The 15,388-nt window shown below is 41.6% G+C and carries 19 protein-coding genes; 15 read left to right on the forward strand and 4 right to left on the reverse strand.

Going from position 1 to position 15,388, the window contains the following annotated elements:
- Positions 1-24: 24 nt before the first annotated feature.
- On the reverse strand, positions 25-414 hold the full coding sequence (locus MKX49_RS05900; protein ID WP_053534320.1) for a DUF7147 family protein: 390 nt from the start codon (positions 412-414) through the stop codon (positions 25-27).
- A 471-nt stretch (positions 415-885) separates the two neighbouring features.
- On the opposite strand from MKX49_RS05900, the gene rsmD reads away from it, so the two are divergent.
- A complete protein-coding gene (rsmD, locus tag MKX49_RS05905) occupies positions 886-1,461 on the forward strand; it encodes a 16S rRNA (guanine(966)-N(2))-methyltransferase RsmD (protein WP_127778618.1) in 576 nt (191 codons plus the stop codon).
- On the forward strand, positions 1,462-1,953 hold the full coding sequence (coaD, locus tag MKX49_RS05910) for a pantetheine-phosphate adenylyltransferase (protein ID WP_340875639.1): 492 nt from the start codon (positions 1,462-1,464) through the stop codon (positions 1,951-1,953). It abuts the gene before it with no gap.
- Positions 1,954-1,993: 40 nt separating this feature from the next.
- On the opposite strand, the gene ylbJ is transcribed toward coaD, so the two are convergent.
- On the reverse strand, positions 1,994-3,211 hold the full coding sequence (gene ylbJ, locus MKX49_RS05915; protein WP_063596324.1) for a sporulation integral membrane protein YlbJ: 1,218 nt from the start codon (positions 3,209-3,211) through the stop codon (positions 1,994-1,996).
- 306 nt (positions 3,212-3,517) lie between these two features.
- Here ylbJ and MKX49_RS05920 point away from each other — a divergent pair, with 306 nt between their 5' ends.
- Together MKX49_RS05920 and MKX49_RS05925 are read left to right on the forward strand one after the other, a co-directional pair.
- Positions 3,518-4,315: a patatin-like phospholipase family protein gene (locus MKX49_RS05920; RefSeq protein WP_034313939.1), complete on the forward strand. Its 798-nt coding sequence runs from the start codon at positions 3,518-3,520 to the stop codon at positions 4,313-4,315.
- Positions 4,305-5,330, forward strand: coding sequence for a SepM family pheromone-processing serine protease (locus MKX49_RS05925; protein ID WP_048684565.1), 1,026 nt, complete (start codon positions 4,305-4,307; stop codon positions 5,328-5,330). The genes MKX49_RS05920 and MKX49_RS05925 overlap by 11 nt, the downstream gene beginning before the upstream one ends.
- Positions 5,331-5,419: 89 nt before the next feature.
- Here the strand turns inward: MKX49_RS05925 and MKX49_RS05930 are convergent, their stop codons facing one another.
- Positions 5,420-6,625 carry a nucleotidyltransferase gene (locus MKX49_RS05930; protein ID WP_340875642.1) on the reverse strand — a complete coding sequence of 402 codons (1,206 nt, stop codon included), beginning with the start codon at positions 6,623-6,625 and terminating at the stop codon, positions 5,420-5,422.
- 219 nt (positions 6,626-6,844) lie between these two features.
- Between MKX49_RS05930 and MKX49_RS05935 the strand changes: the two genes are divergently transcribed.
- The 4 genes from MKX49_RS05935 to MKX49_RS05950 all read left to right on the forward strand — a co-directional run bounded on the left by MKX49_RS05935 (position 6,845) and on the right by MKX49_RS05950 (position 9,218).
- The gene (locus MKX49_RS05935; RefSeq protein WP_323599218.1) at positions 6,845-7,366 is read left to right on the forward strand and encodes a YceD family protein; all 522 of its coding nucleotides are present in this window, start codon (positions 6,845-6,847) and stop codon (positions 7,364-7,366) included.
- Positions 7,367-7,431: 65 nt separating this feature from the next.
- Positions 7,432-7,605: a 50S ribosomal protein L32 gene (rpmF, locus tag MKX49_RS05940; protein ID WP_034313929.1), complete on the forward strand. Its 174-nt coding sequence runs from the start codon at positions 7,432-7,434 to the stop codon at positions 7,603-7,605.
- Between the two features lie 148 nt (positions 7,606-7,753).
- On the forward strand, positions 7,754-8,518 hold the full coding sequence (locus MKX49_RS05945; protein ID WP_340875644.1) for an enoyl-CoA hydratase/isomerase family protein: 765 nt from the start codon (positions 7,754-7,756) through the stop codon (positions 8,516-8,518).
- A 79-nt stretch (positions 8,519-8,597) separates the two neighbouring features.
- On the forward strand, positions 8,598-9,218 hold the full coding sequence (locus MKX49_RS05950; RefSeq protein ID WP_048684572.1) for an RsfA family transcriptional regulator: 621 nt from the start codon (positions 8,598-8,600) through the stop codon (positions 9,216-9,218).
- Between the two features lie 44 nt (positions 9,219-9,262).
- On the opposite strand, the gene MKX49_RS05955 is transcribed toward MKX49_RS05950, so the two are convergent.
- Positions 9,263-9,751: an N-acetyltransferase gene (locus MKX49_RS05955; protein WP_318291365.1), complete on the reverse strand. Its 489-nt coding sequence runs from the start codon at positions 9,749-9,751 to the stop codon at positions 9,263-9,265.
- Positions 9,752-10,218: 467 nt separating this feature from the next.
- On the opposite strand from MKX49_RS05955, the gene MKX49_RS05960 reads away from it, so the two are divergent.
- The 7 genes from MKX49_RS05960 to ftsL all read left to right on the forward strand — a co-directional run bounded on the left by MKX49_RS05960 (position 10,219) and on the right by ftsL (position 15,386).
- Complete coding sequence (locus MKX49_RS05960; RefSeq protein ID WP_340875647.1) at positions 10,219-11,103, forward strand: 2-dehydropantoate 2-reductase; 885 nt, start codon at positions 10,219-10,221, stop codon at positions 11,101-11,103.
- Between the two features lie 4 nt (positions 11,104-11,107).
- A complete protein-coding gene (locus tag MKX49_RS05965; protein ID WP_275730360.1) occupies positions 11,108-11,500 on the forward strand; it encodes a DUF3397 domain-containing protein in 393 nt (130 codons plus the stop codon).
- A 109-nt stretch (positions 11,501-11,609) separates the two neighbouring features.
- Positions 11,610-13,238 (forward strand): bacillithiol biosynthesis cysteine-adding enzyme BshC, encoded by a 1,629-nt coding sequence (bshC, locus tag MKX49_RS05970; RefSeq protein ID WP_340875649.1) that lies wholly within the window; start codon positions 11,610-11,612, stop codon positions 13,236-13,238.
- An 86-nt stretch (positions 13,239-13,324) separates the two neighbouring features.
- On the forward strand, positions 13,325-13,459 hold the full coding sequence (locus MKX49_RS05975; RefSeq protein WP_286676029.1) for a hypothetical protein: 135 nt from the start codon (positions 13,325-13,327) through the stop codon (positions 13,457-13,459).
- A 121-nt stretch (positions 13,460-13,580) separates the two neighbouring features.
- On the forward strand, positions 13,581-14,012 hold the full coding sequence (gene mraZ, locus MKX49_RS05980; RefSeq protein WP_034313914.1) for a division/cell wall cluster transcriptional repressor MraZ: 432 nt from the start codon (positions 13,581-13,583) through the stop codon (positions 14,010-14,012).
- 52 nt (positions 14,013-14,064) lie between these two features.
- On the forward strand, positions 14,065-14,997 hold the full coding sequence (gene rsmH / locus MKX49_RS05985) for a 16S rRNA (cytosine(1402)-N(4))-methyltransferase RsmH (protein WP_340875654.1): 933 nt from the start codon (positions 14,065-14,067) through the stop codon (positions 14,995-14,997).
- A 32-nt stretch (positions 14,998-15,029) separates the two neighbouring features.
- Positions 15,030-15,386 carry a cell division protein FtsL gene (gene ftsL, locus MKX49_RS05990; protein ID WP_072272701.1) on the forward strand — a complete coding sequence of 119 codons (357 nt, stop codon included), beginning with the start codon at positions 15,030-15,032 and terminating at the stop codon, positions 15,384-15,386.
- Positions 15,387-15,388: the final 2 nt, after the last annotated feature.

Here is a 15,388-nt window from a genome sequence, read left to right on the forward strand (position 1 = left end):
TCATTTTCAGGGCAGCAACATCTTTCAACCTAATGGCGGCAGATATCTATTCATTCGCAAAATGCCGATTAAGTGCTGGTAGTACAACTCGATTTCTGCAAAGAGCACCGAAGGTTTCACGTCGATTTCAATAATTGGCCTATCCAGTTCCTCAGCCAAGTTCTCAAAAAGCTCATAGCGTTTGTTTTTGGTGGCATGTGGGTTAGGGATACCTTCACGGCAAATGTAAAGCGGCTGGAATTTCCCGGGATCTGTGGGCTCCATGACGATGACCAATGACGTTACCTTTTTATCATTTATAGTAGTATGCATGGCCAAGAGCCTTGCAACTCGATGTTTCTGATTGCGGCCTACTTCCAGCAACTCATATATATCGGAATATCCTTGTCCAATTTCAATAAAACGTTGAATCAATTAAACCTCTCCTAACTAACTTATTATTCATTACTTTATCATTATCCCTCATAAAAGAGAAGGACAACTTCATTGACGAATGATGATAAAGGAAATTAGAAATAAGTGGTTTATCAATAAAAAAAAGCCCTGCAAAAATATGCAGGGTCCTTCTATGTCTAACTAAGGACCAGAAGGCAAAGGGAGAGGAGAAACCGGAGGAAGAACTTATGGGGAAACGTAAGCCTTCTCCGCGGTTGGCAACAACACCTAAAAAGGAATGTTGTTATTCACATTATTGCCAAAAACCACTTTATTATTCAACATGTAAAAGATTTATAAAAAGAATGGATATCTACTATCCATGGTACGAAATGTTATGTTCTTTTCATCATGGAAATGAAGCCAAATGGGTTTAAATATTGGCTAGCTTTTTCTAATATGTTAGGATAGGAAAGTAACAGAAATTTGTCATAAAATGTGGTGAGAATGATGAGGGTCGTTTCCGGAATTTGCAAAGGAAGACCACTTAAGGCTGTACCGGGTACAGGAACCCGGCCGACTACTGATAAAGTCAAGGAATCCATTTTCAACATGATTGGTCCTTATTTCGAAGGAGGGCTGGTCCTCGACTTGTTTGCCGGAAGCGGTGGACTGGGAATTGAAGCGTTAAGCAGAGGCATGGAAAAAGCCATATTTGTCGACCGGGATTTTAAAGCAAATCAAACGGTTAAGGCTAATTTGGAACTATGCAAGTTTTCAGACCGTGCAGAAGTTTATAAAAATGATTCAGAACGTGCATTAAAGGCTTTGGTGAAAAGGGAAATGACTTTTGATTTGATTTTTCTTGATCCACCTTATAAGAAACAAAAGCTAGTTGAGATTCTTGAAGAAATACATAAATACCGATTGCTGAACGATATGGGATACATTGTTTGTGAGCATGGCCATGATGTTACTTTGCCAGAAAAAGTTGGTGACTTTACCGTTAAGAGAAAAGAAGTTTATGGCGTCATTGCCGTTACGATTTATCAATGGGGAAACGTACACGAACAGGGGGAACTATGAATGTCCAAAATAGCGATTTGTCCGGGGAGTTTTGATCCAATAACATTTGGTCATCTTGATATCATTCAAAGGGGAGCGAATGTTTTTGATGAGGTATATGTGGTCATCGTGAACAATTCAGCGAAAAACTCCCTTTTTACAGTGGAGGAGAGGCTGGAACTGATTACTGAAGCGACTGCCCATATGCCGAATGTTAAAGTGGATTTCTATCAAGGATTGACGGTCGACTATGCTGAAAGCGTTTCCGCGAATGCCATCATCAGGGGATTGAGGGCGACTTCCGACTTTGAATATGAAATGCAGGGAACTTCGATGAACCGATTCCTTAACAGTAAAATAGAGTCATTCTTTATCATGACGAAAAATCAATATTCTTTCTTGAGTTCGAGTATCGTGAAAGAGGTAGCGAAGTATGGCGGGGATATTTCCGAACTAGTGCCAAGTGTCGTCCAGAAAGCTCTGGCCAAAAAATACGAGGAACTGAAAGGATAGAAAAAAAGAGCATTGCCAACGCGCAATGCTCTTTTTTGGTTTACGAAAGGCCTTTGAATAACCTTTTGGTAAATATGATGATGTATAGGATCAAAAACACGAGTGTTAGAATGGGACCTATTTCAAGCATGCTTTGATATAGGGAATTCGCGTGTTCACCGGATCCGCTGACCGGGAATGCGTTTATCGGGCTGCCGCTGTACATTTTGCCTTTATAGAATGGTTCCCAAAGCAGGACGGTGATAATGGATGCAAGAAGGCCATGTGCAATCCTAGCCAGAAAAAAGGGAGTGAAACGAATGTCCGTTGCGGCAATGATGCTGGCCACTTGCGCTTGAATGCTGAACCCGTTGAAAGCTAAGATGAAACTTGTCATCACGGTTTGCTGAAAGAGTGTCGCCTCTTCGACCGTGCTGGTTAATTTTGAACCTAGAGTCATTTCAAACATACCTGATATGAAGGGAAGGCTTAAGGAATCCGGGAAATTAAAAATATGTAGAATTCCTCCGACCCCAGATGCTAGCAATCCGGTGATGTTCATATGAAATAAAAGCTTGTTCACCACAGAAAAGAGAATGATGAACCCCCCGATCATCAATAGGGTTTGGATGGATGAGAGTACTGCATCTCCAAGTAAACTGCCAAATGGTCTTGTTTCTTTTATTCTGGTTCGATGCATTTGACTAAAGGCTTGTCTTATGGAGGGGAGCTTGGTCAGTACTTTTGCATGGGATTTTTCTTCTTTCCAACGGTAAAAACGCATGATGATGCCTACACAAATATTTCCTAGGTAGTGGGAAAGTGCAAGGATGATCCCTAAATGAGGATTGTGGAAAAAACCAACGGCAACGGCAACGAATAGGAACAATGGATTGGATGAATTAGTAAAACAAACGAGTCTTTCAGCTTCAATGCGGGTCAATTGTTCTTCCTGACGAAGCCTTACAGTGAATTTCGCCCCGGCTGGAAACCCTGATGCAAGTCCCATCGCCCAAACGAAACCGCCCACTCCTGGTACACGGAATAAGGGACGCATAAATGGTTCGAGCATGACACCAATGAACCTGACAACCCCAAAACTGATTAATAACTCCGAGAAAATCAAGAAAGGCAGAAGCGAAGGGAAAACAATTGTCCACCAAATATTCAGTCCGCCTTTGGAAGCTTCAAAGGATTCTTGGGGGAAGATGATCAAGCCAACTGCCATCATCGTGACGGAGGTAGCTAACAGTACTGTTTTAGATTTTGATTTTAGCAAAATTCAGCCTCCTCTTGAAGGTTACTAAATAAGGGCAGTTCGTTTCGTATATAATAAAATATGAACTTCTTTTTCTCGAAAGTAAGCGCATGATGGAATAAGGATTGTACCGACATGTAAAGAGGGATGATCCGCACAATGGAATTTCCGCGCAGCCCTTCACTTACATTGGCTGCATGGAATATATCTGCCATGCTTGTTTCACTGTCAATATAAATAATATGCTTCTATAAATCCGTTTAAGACCATAACTTTGAATGAGTGTTATTTCAATATTTTGAACTAGTTAAAGCGGGAGGGATATCTTTGTCGAAACCAAAGGTCGGGCTTGCACTTGGGTCAGGAGGAGCTAGGGGGTTTGCACATATTGGCGTGATAAAGGTATTGCAGCAAGAAGGCATTCCGATAGATATGATTGCTGGAAGCAGCATGGGAGCAATGGTTGCAGCCTTTTATGGAGCGGGGTCGGATATCGAGAGGCTGTATAAGTTGTCCCGTGCATTTAAGCGGAAGTATTATTTGGACTTCACCATACCTAAGATGGGCTTCATCTCGGGTAAGCGGACAAAGGATTTAATCAGGGTATTTACATATGGCAAGAAATTTGAAGAACTTGATATTCCTGTGGCGGTGGTAGCCACTGATATAAAAACGGGGGAAAAAGTCATTTTTCAGGAAGGTCCCATCGCACCGGCTGTAAGGGCAAGCATCTCCATTCCCGGGATTTTCATTCCCGAAAGAATCGGAAACAGACTGCTTGTTGATGGCGGCGTAGTTGACAGGGTTCCTGTTTCAGTTGTGAAGGACATGGGAGCAGACATCATAATTGGTGTGGATGTAGCCCACGTGAAACAGGATATGGAGATAAACTCCATATATGACGTCATCATGCAAAGCCTCGATATCCTGCAAATGGAGCTGGTTAAAAGCAGGGAGTTTGCTTCAGACGTCATGATACGCCCCAGGGTTGAGAAATACAGCTCGAAATCATTTACAAACGTACAGGAAATAATTAGTATTGGAGAAGAAGCAGCAAGAGGTAAGATAGATCAAATTAAGCAGAGCATTGTTACTTGGAAGGAGTCCTTTGAAGATGAGCCGTAAAACGTATGTACGCACTTTCCTGGTGGTGGCTATACTTCTCATAGCATCAGCCCTTTATTCCCTACCTTTTTATGTATCGAAACCAGGAATGGCTAAAGAATTGGAGCCAATCATTGAGGTATCCGGAGGAGATGAAGCAAAAGGAAGCTTTATGTTAACCACTGTAAGGATGGGCCGGGCGAATATATATTCCTACATGATGGCGAAGTGGAGCAAATATCAGGAGCTTTATCCAGAAACCTCCATCAGAAGCGAAGATGAAACAGATGAAGAATATAATATCAGGCAGCTCCATTTAATGGATGGTTCTAAAAATAATGCCATTAAGATCGCATATGAAAAAGCAGGGAAAGAAGTCGAATACGAGTACCTGGGTGTATATGTTTTGGACGTGCTAAAAGGAATGCCGGCAGCAAAAGAGCTGAAAGCGGGCGATCAAATCATTCAAGTTGATGATGTTAAATTCAAGTCTGCACAGGAATTCATGGACTATATTAACGAAAAGAAGGCTGGAGATGAAGTTAAAATAGTTTATAAGCGGGAAGAGACGGAGAAAACGGCCGTTCTTTCATTGCAGCCTTTTAAAAATGACCCAAATAGGGTAGGAATCGGCATTTCGCTGGATGACAATCGAAGAGTGACCACAAAACCGGCGATTGCCATAGATTCAGAACATATAGGCGGTCCTTCGGCTGGTTTAATGTTTTCATTGGAAATTTATAATCAATTAACGAAAGGCGATCTTACAAATGGATATGACATAGCGGGTACAGGGACGATGTCTGATGATGGGACAGTCGGTCCAATTGGCGGAATTCAACAGAAAATTGTTGCAGCCGATAAGTCTGGAGCCGAAATATTCTTTGCCCCGAATGAAAACGGAGCAGCGGGTTCGAATTATGAAGATGCACTCATTGCAGCAAAGGATATTGACACTGACATGAAGATCGTGCCGGTTGACAACTTTGAAGATGCAGTAGCCTATTTAACGAAGCTAAATGGAAAAGAAAAATGAAAAAAAGCGCAGGCAGTCATCTACTGTTTGCGCTTTTTTCATTTTCTTTTTACACTTAAGGATGAAACGGACCAAGCTTGAATCCTTCTTCATTTGAAAATGACGGGAGATTCATATTCACGTTGCATCAATGCAGCTTGATGCGGCTCGGGCAAGCCCAGTGCATACACCTGTGCCGCTCGCAAGTCCATATCGATGTCCTGCTTCCGATAGGACGAAAGTTTAGAGATGAGAGGGAGGGGCAAGCCTTTTTTTACAGAACGAAGATATTCTTGTCCCCGGCCATTCATGCCAAGAAGTCTGATATAGGCCGGTTGGTCATTATGAATCACCTGTTCCTTGAATGTATGCGTCAATATATGGACACACATCCGCTGCAGCCGTGTCCATGTGTAGCGTTTTGTCTTCAGCGCTGCCATGAATCCAGAAAAGCTCGAAGATTGGTTGGCCATCTCCTTCATTCGGTGCTCTATGCCTTCCTCAACTTCGTATATTCCTGCCAATTCGGTTAAAGAGGAGGAAAGGATACGGTATTTCAACATGGACCAATACATTTCCCAGTCATGCAAGGCATGGTAGTGCGTTAAATATTGCTCAAGGCCACTCATCGTCGCTTGAGGAATGTAACTGGAAACTGAATGTAATTCCTGGTGTTCATGGATGGCTTTACGTATCCCCGTTGCGCTGGCAATAGGGTTTTTGGACAACTTTGTTTCATGGTACCCGGCAGCGACCCTTTGAATCGTATAAGGGCGAATGGAGTAGCCGTTTGAAAGGGCAGCACTTACATATTCCTTTCCAAGGATATTATTCGGCTTTGTCAAATCCAATGCCGCATCACCATGGATGATCGAACGATAAGCCTGGGCAGCACTTGCCGGATAACTATTACCGGCATCCATGGCCGATTTGATTGCGGCATCGAATGCAGCGGAATTTTCCGAAAGGATTCTGTGGGCGATGATGAATGGTTCAATTTTGCCATCCTCGCTTCCGAAGCAAAAGGAGTCACAGCCAAGGGATTCCAAAAGAGCAATAGATCCTTTTGCAAATATTTCAGCCTTCTGTGTCGCGAAAGCATATGGCAGCTCAATGACAAGATCAATGCCGCCATTCAAGGCCATTTCAGCGCGTGTCCACTTGCTGACGATAGCGGGCTCGCCACGCTGTAAGAAGGGCCCGCTCATAACAGCGACAACAACATCTGCACCTGTTTTTTCTCTACTTTCTCTTGCATGTAAAACATGTCCATTATGAAAAGGGTTATATTCGACTACTAAACCGCAAGCTTTCATTCGTTCACCTCAGAGAAAAACTTTGTATTTTATCAACTTAGTGCTAAAATAGTATTTCAAGTAAAATTACTATAAGTAATCGTCTGGATTTTTTGTTAGAAATGATTCATAAAACTTAGACAATCAGTTAGGATGACTACATTATAGTGTAAAGAAAAAATATTGACAAACTTATAATTGAAAGCTATAATTATTTTTGTTGCCTTGAGGTGATTTCATTTGAAATGGACGATTAGTCAACTTCAAAAAATTCGGGACAAAGATTTACGGTTTGATGAACTGGTGGATGTCTTGGACATTAGAGAAAGAGACCCGCAAATTCGCGATGTTTCTCCGATCAGAGTAACAGGAAGAGCTGATATCAGCTCGACCGAGATTACTTTTCACTTGCATCTTTCAGGTGAATTAACATTACCTTGCTCCCGTACACTGGTAGACGTTAAATATCCGATTGATATTGATACAAAGGAAACCTTTCTTTTAAAGGCAGATGGCACAGATTTCTACGGAGATGATGTCACTGTTGTGGAAGGCGACGTTGTAGACCTAATACCGGTAATTAAAGAAAATTTATTGCTAGAAATTCCGATGCAGGTTTTTTGTGAGGATGTCGATTCGAATGAAGCTGCTCCTCAATCTGGGAAAGACTGGGCTGTTATTTCCGAAGAGGAAAATGAGCATAAGGTTGATCCGAGATTTGCAAAGCTTGCCGACTTTTTTGACAACAATAAAGAATCTTGATTGGAACGAAAAATCGTTAATCCGATTTTTCCAGCTTTTTTATATTTTTTAAGGAGGTGGGAATAATGGCTGTACCTTTTAGAAGAACGTCGAAAACTGTAAAAAGAAAACGTCGTACGCACTTCAAGCTTCAAGTACCTGGTATGGTAGAATGCCCGAGCTGTGGTGGAATGACTCTTTCACATCACGTTTGTAAAGAATGTGGAACATATAAAGGAAAAGAAGTTGTCGCAAAATAATTTCTTGACCTACTTGAGAGCTTAGCTCTCTTGATGCAACACGCTAATCAAAGCGCAGGGATTTTTCTCTGTGCTTTTTTTACAAATATATTTGGCAGAATATTTCGAATCATTTGTGTTTGCCGATGATTTTGGAGAAGGTGTTTACATGGATCAGGTGATTGAAGTTGAAATGGATAAACGCGGTTTCATGAAGCTCCTATTTAATAGACCGGAGAAAAGGAATGCCGTGAATTATCAGCTGATGGACGAACTTGAGTCGATATTGTCGGAAGCTGCAAGCGATGATGAAGTTAAGTTGCTGGTCCTGACCGGCGCGGGCTCTGAGGCGTTCTGTTCAGGCGGGGATCTAAGGGAATTTCAGGATTTGCATACAGAAGAAGAGGCCTTTTCTATGTTATCGAAAATGGGTGAAATTCTGTATAAACTAGCAGTTTTCCCAAAACCGACAATAGCGCTAATCAATGGAAGTGCTTTCGGCGGCGGATGCGAAATAGCGACAGCTTGTGATTTCAGGTTAGCAAAGAGGGAAGCTAGGCTAGGGTTTGTACAAGGTACTCTAGGAATAACGACTGGCTGGGGCGGAGCTTCGCTTTTACTTGAAAAAATACCAGAGCAAAAAGCGCTAAAGCTATTATTGGATGCAAAAATACATAAAGCTGAGGAAGCGAAGGAACTTGGTTTCGTAGATGAGGTAGTCGGAGAAGGTACGGATGGATGGGAATGGTTTGCGGAAGATTTTCTTCGCCATGAGAAAGGGGTATTGATGGCCTATAAACGATTGCTGGTCCATAAATGGCAGGATAGCGGGCTTAAAGGAAGAATGGATGCGGAAATCCGGGAATGTTCCAAACTGTGGGCGAGTGATGAGCACCATGCTGCAGTCGAGCGTTTTCTAAATAAGAAAAAATAAATATTACACGCTCTATATATCTTCTATCTTTCCTAGCATGTGCATATTATGAATTAAAACTTGCTAAGGAGGTAGAGAGATGACGATTGCGAGACAAGATGCATGGACTCATGATGAGGATCTGTTGTTGGCTGAAGTGGTACTGAGGCATATACGGGAAGGCAGTACACAATTAAAGGCGTTTGAAGAAGTGGGGAAACAGTTATCAAGGACATCTGCTGCTTGTGGGTTCCGTTGGAATTCCTTTGTTAGGAAGCAATATAAATCAGGGATAGAGCTGGCGAAAAAACAAAGGAAAGAACAGGTAGTCAATAATCCTGAAGTGGAAAGGGATTCGATTGCAGCGGTCGAAAATGTCACGATTGAAGAAATAACGCCCGAGCATGAAGATAAAGAATCTATTACCCTTCAGGAAGTTATATTATATTTAACCAAAATGGATGAATTCTTTCAGCTTGATAATAAGGAAAAAGAACGGATTTCTGAGCGTTCCCTATTTCTTGAACGGGAAAATGTCCGATTACTGGAAGAGAATGTCCTGCTTAAGGAAAACCTGAAAGCTGTTGAGGAAGATTATCGTGCGTTAATGCAGATCATGGAGCGCGCAAGAAAACTTAGTGTCCAGGAGGACGAAAAGGCGAATCCGAAGGTGAGTTTTCAAATGGATAAGAATGGTAATTTGGAAAGGGTCAATAAATAAAAAATGCGGGTGGGAAAATCCGCCCGCATTTTCTTGATGCTTCCTTATTCTTGTGTATCTATTTCTTCCTTATCTTGTATGTCAAATGGGCTCCAAATCAGCGGGTTTTCTCCGAGGTCCCTGTCCAAGTCATAGGAAACAGCAGAAAAACCCATCTTTTTCCAAAAGTCTTGTGAATGGACTCTTGGGTTGGTTTTGATAGGCATGTTCAGGCTTTTGGCGAATTCGACCAAAGCTCTTCCATAACCTTTTTTCTGATAGTTAGGCAGGACTTCAAGTTTCCAAAGCACAAGGAAATCCCTGGAATTGTCAAAATACTGGTCGAATTTAGCGCTTCTTTTATACAGGCTCATGCGAGCTACAAGTTTATCGCCATAAAAGATTCCGTAAAAAGGTGATTGGCTGTCATTTTCGATGATGTTACCCTCTAAATCATCTAGCATGGACAGTTCCTGTATCCCATATTCTTTGAATTTTTTGAATTCCTCAAGCGTTTTAAAATTTACAAGTAATCGTTCAACCTTGTATTCCATAAAAAAGCTCCCCCTTAATTCTGATAAACCTCTTCCGATAGTACCCTTTGAAAGTCATCCCACTGATCTTTGCCATGTGGAATTTCAACTTAGGTTAAATCTAGTATGACATCATCGACTTATCCTAGCTGACTAAATGCTTATAGCCTTATATCCCCCGCCCTTTTCCCTTCAATCTCTTGGGGTGAGTTTGGAGTTATCTTTTGTTCCTGTAAAGTCTTCAAAATGGCTAAGCTTTTCGTATCTAATATACCATTAAATTAACACTTAAAGAAGAAAATATATCTTCAATTGCGTATTAATCATTCTTTCCATTGGTATTTTATGACGAGCCATCGTTAATGGCAGTTCCATCGTTTCGTTCAATCAGATTGGCTGCGTTTTCCAACGATGGGAAAATTGGTGCAGGCTAAAAAAGATAATGTGATAAAATAGTAAATATATATAAAAAAGTAAGGAAGGTTATTATGAGAATTGGAATCATTGGCGGAGGGGCCATAGGGCTGCTGTTTGCGTCCCATTTAAGTGAAAAACATAATGTGACTCTCTATACTCATACTGCGGATCAGGCGTCCATCATCCAACGTGATGGAATCCGTCTTATTGCGGATGGTGAAAGCCGACTGCTGACGGGCATCATTTCCAAGGGGCTGGATGAAGGGATATCGGATGTGGATCTTCTAATAGTGGCAGTCAAGCAATATCACCTGCCGCAAATATTGCCTAGGATCAAAGGTATTCAGGTTCCATTGCTATTCTTGCAGAATGGCTATGGGCATATTTCTTATTTAAAGCAGCTTCAATCCCCGACCATATATGTGGGGGTAGTGGAGCATGGTGCATTGAAACATGACGGGAATACCGTGGAGCATACGGGGCTTGGCATTACAAGGATCGCTTCCTTTAGAGGGGAACTTGGGCAACTATCGCTCATGAATGAAAGGATCGATCATTTTCCTTTTACGACGAGTGAAGATTTTCACTCGATGCTGATGGATAAACTTGTCGTCAATGCGGTGATAAATCCATTAACGGCGATACTTGGTGTGGAAAATGGCGGTTTAATCACTAACTCTTTTCACTACCAATTATTTCAAGATCTTTTCGGGGAAATCTCCGGTATTTTGGAAGTTCAAAATAAGGAAGAGTCATTTGAACATGTGAAATCCGTTTGCATGGCAACTGCTGAAAATCGATCGTCCATGCTAAAAGATTTAGAAAATGGCCGTAAAACGGAAATTGATGCCATTTTGGGTCATATCCTCTCGGAGGCAAAGAATAAAGGGAAAAGTGATTGCCTGACGTCTTCTCTATATAAGATGGTCAAAGGAAAAGAGTCTCAGGGGGGATGAGGATGTGCCGTACGTAGTTTCAAGCCTTGCCGCGATATTTATTACCTTGCCTTTCGTAGGGTATATACTTTTTTTTATAGGTGCCAAACAATTCACTGGAAACCATCGGCGCTCCGTTCAATTTGCAATGGACATGAGTACGCTGCTGTTCGTATTATCCGTCCATTATTTGATCATTACGATTTGGGATATGCAAATTCTTTGGGTGATCATGCTCATCATGATCATCAACGCATTCGTGGTGGTTCTTGTCCATTACAAGGTAAAAGGAGAAATCATTTTCCATAAGGTATTAAAGGGTTTTTGGAGAGTGAACTTCGCCTTCTTTTTCGTGGCTTACCTTCTATTGTTTTCCATTGGAATAATCACAAGTATTACGAAGATATTGACTACATAACATAGAACAACGCATCAATTTTCTGCTGCTGGGCAACTTCTTTTGTTTTCTTAAACCGGAATGTTATACTCTAAAAAGAATTGTAGTTGCAGAGAAAGGGAGAACAGAAATGGAGATGAAAGATCTCGCGTTACCATCTTTAAACCGTTTTGCATCGGACTATTTACAAAACCGTCTTGAAACGGAGGATTATTTTCACTATGACTTGTCTAAGCCTGACATTTATCTCAATAGATATGAAGAATTGATGAACCGCTCTTTTTCACGTGGGGAATTGTCGGATTACATACAACAATACATGTCTCGTCTTTCGTTCAGTGAGGCAGTTAAGGGTAATATTGAAAGGTTGCGCAGGGATGATTCCGTGGTTGTGATTGGAGGACAGCAGGCAGGGTTATTATCAGGGCCGCTGTATACCATTCATAAAGTGATATCGATCATTAAGCTTGCGGAAGAACAGGAAAAAAAACTGGGGCAGCCAGTCATTCCGGTTTTTTGGATAGCTGGAGAAGATCATGATTTGGCTGAAGTCAATCATGTTTATGTTATGAAAAACGGAAAACCCGATAAAAAAACCTACCCTTCCTACCAGCCATATAAAACAATGGTTTCCGATGTGGAGCTGGAAACGGAAAAGGCAGAGAAGTGGCTTGAGGAAATCATTGAAACATATGGAGAAACGGAATTTACGAACAAACTCCTGATTGATATGAAGGAAACCATTAAGAGATCGAATACTTTCGTCGATTTCTTCGCCGAGCTGATTCATGAATGGTTCAAAGAATATGGCCTTTTACTAGTCGATGCCGGAGATCCGGATTTAAGGCGAATCGAGAAGGCATACTTTGAATCGATGGTCAATGAAAGTGGACGGATTGCTGAAGTGGTCGAGGAACAGCAATCATTCATGCATGCAAAAGGGTATGCAAAAATGATTGAAATGGATAAACAGGCCGCTAATTTATTTTATTATGATCCAGAAAAAAAAGATCGATGTTTACTCGAACGTGTAGAAGGCGGTTTCAGCGGAAAAAACGGTGAGGTATCATTTACCGGAGATGAACTCTTGCAGATAGCCAGAAATCATCCAGAACGATTAAGCAACAATGTCATTACACGCCCGCTCATGCAGGAAATGCTTTTCCCTGTATTGGCTTTCGTTTCTGGGCCAGGGGAAATAGCCTATTGGGCAGAATTAAAAAAGGTGTTTGAGTTGTTTTCCATGAAGATGCCGCCAATCATTCCTAGGTTAAACATCACGCTGGTGGAGCGGAGTATCCAAAGCGACCTTGAAGAAATGGAACTCAGTTTGGAAACTGTTCTGACTGAAGGGACCGCTAATGCTGTGGAAAGTTACCTTGATTCCGTTAAAGATGAGACGATTGACACCCTGTTCGGGACGCTGAAATCACAGCTTGAAGAGAACCATGAAAAGCTATTTGTCCACGCTGTCTCTTTGGATAGAGGACTCGAGCCAATGTTGAACAAGAACATTGAATTCATTCAAAAACAATTGAATTTCATCTATGGCAAAATCGGTGACCGTACAAAGGAAAGACATTCGGTCATCTTGAAAAAATATGATCGGATAGCAAATTCGCTGTACCCTCTCGAATCACCCCAGGAGAGGATTTGGAATGTGTTTTATTACTTGAATCAATATGGGCCAGAGCTCGTAAGGGATATGATGAAACTGGACTATCGCTTCAATAATCAGCATAAATTGATTTTCATTTAGAAAAACCATCCGTTTTGGGGAAAAGTGGCGGATAGATCATTTTGAATACGGTTGCCACAAACCAATCCTGATGGAGGGATTGAAATGTGAAAAAAAGACAGGTGCTAAAGCCTGTCTTTTTTCTGTTTCCTGAGTACTTGTCAGGCGGGGCTTCGACAGTAATAGTGGGCCTGCGTCTTAGTTTGAGTGCATTCGAGGGAAATGCACGTTTCTTTGAATAATTTGGCTAAATAAACTTAATAAGAAAAGAAGGTAATTTTTACTTGGAAGGAGAAAGTAAAAACAAGTGGAGAAAGGTGGGGGAATGTGGTACATTGAGATTAGAATGTGGGGGTATTGGGTATGTTCATGGGAGAGTACCATCATAACATCGATATAAAGGGCCGTTTGATAGTCCCGGTGAAATTCAGGGAAAATCTCGGGGAGCAATTTGTCCTTACCCGCGGACTCGATCAATGTTTATTTGGTTACCCTATGGAAGAGTGGAAGCTGCTAGAAGAAAAGCTGAAAGCCCTGCCTTTAACAAAAAAAGATGCCCGAGCCTTTACCCGTTTTTTCTTTTCTGCAGCTACAGAATGCGAAATTGATAAACAAGGGCGAATTAATATCCCCACGCCGCTTACTTCATATGGCCAATTGGAAAAAGAATGTGTAATTCTTGGTGTTACCAATCGTATTGAGATTTGGAGCAAATCCCTTTGGGAAAACTATTTTTCAGCTTCGGAGGATTCTTTCGCTGAGATAGCAGAAAATATGATTGGCTTTGATATTTAAGGCTGCCCTCAGAAATAGAGTCACTCAATAACCGATTGGAAGGATGTCTAGCATGTTTCAACATACAACAGTGTTATTAAAAGAGACGGTTGATGGATTGAACATCAAACCTGATGGAATTTATGTGGATTGTACTTTAGGAGGAGCCGGTCACAGCGAATACTTACTTTCACAGCTCTCTGACAAGGGCAGGCTTTATGCTTTTGATCAGGACGAAACGGCGATTCGGAATGCTAAGGAAAAATTGGAAAGCTATGGCGAACGTATTGTTCTTGTTCCTAATAATTTTAAATACTTAAAAGAAGAGTTGAATGCCCGGGGAATCGAGAAAGTGGACGGGATCCTTTATGATTTAGGTGTGTCATCCCCACAATTGGATACACCGGAGCGTGGTTTCAGCTATAACCATGATGCACCTTTGGATATGAGGATGGACCAAAGTGCTGCCATTTCTGCCTATGATGTCGTGAATACTTGGTCATTCCATGATTTGCTGAGAATTTTCTTCCAATATGGAGAAGAAAAGTTTTCGAAACAAATTGCCAGGAAAATTGAAGCGGCACGAGAAATAAAACCGATTGAAACGACGTTCGAACTTGTGGAATTAATTAAGGATGGGATACCGGCCCCGGCAAGGCGTAAAGGCGGGCACCCTGCGAAACGAGTGTTCCAAGCAATAAGGATCGCTGTGAATGACGAACTTGGTGTCTTTGAAGATTCCCTGGAGCAGGCCATTTCGCTTTTGGATAGAGAGGGAAGAATATCTGTTATTACATTCCATTCGCTCGAAGATAGAATTTGTAAAACGGTATTTAAAAAGGCCAGTAGCATGCCGGATCTTCCGCCTGGACTTCCAGTTATCCCGGATGAATTCAAGCCAACTATGAAAATAATTACGAGAAAACCGATTTTACCTTCAGAAGAAGAGTTGGAAGGGAATAATCGTTCCCGGTCGGCTAAGCTAAGAATCGCCGAAAAGCAATGATTACAGAAAAAAATCAGTGAGGGGGAACATGAATGAGTTCCATAGCCAAAAAAGTACAAGAACAGCAATATGAAGACCAACAGCAGCAACAGACACAGCAAACAGTGGTCATCCGTAAAGCGAAGATATCCATTGGTGAAGTTTTCTTACTATGTGCCCTTGCTATCATGGTCACCTTCATGGGAGTGAAAATAGTCTCTAATCAAGCGGCCATCTATGAAACGAATAAAGAGATCCAGCTAGTGGAAACATCGATTGAAGAACAGGGTAAAGTGAATGATGATTTAAAAGTGCAGGTTGCTGAACTTAGTACATACGAGAGAATTTGGAAAAAAGCTGCAGCGCTAGGGTTCAAGTTAAATGAGAATAATGTGAAGGGTGTGCAGTGATA

The sequence above is a fragment of the Peribacillus sp. FSL M8-0224 genome, from assembly GCF_038003055.1.
GTDB lineage: Bacteria > Bacillota > Bacilli > Bacillales > DSM-1321 > Peribacillus > Peribacillus frigoritolerans.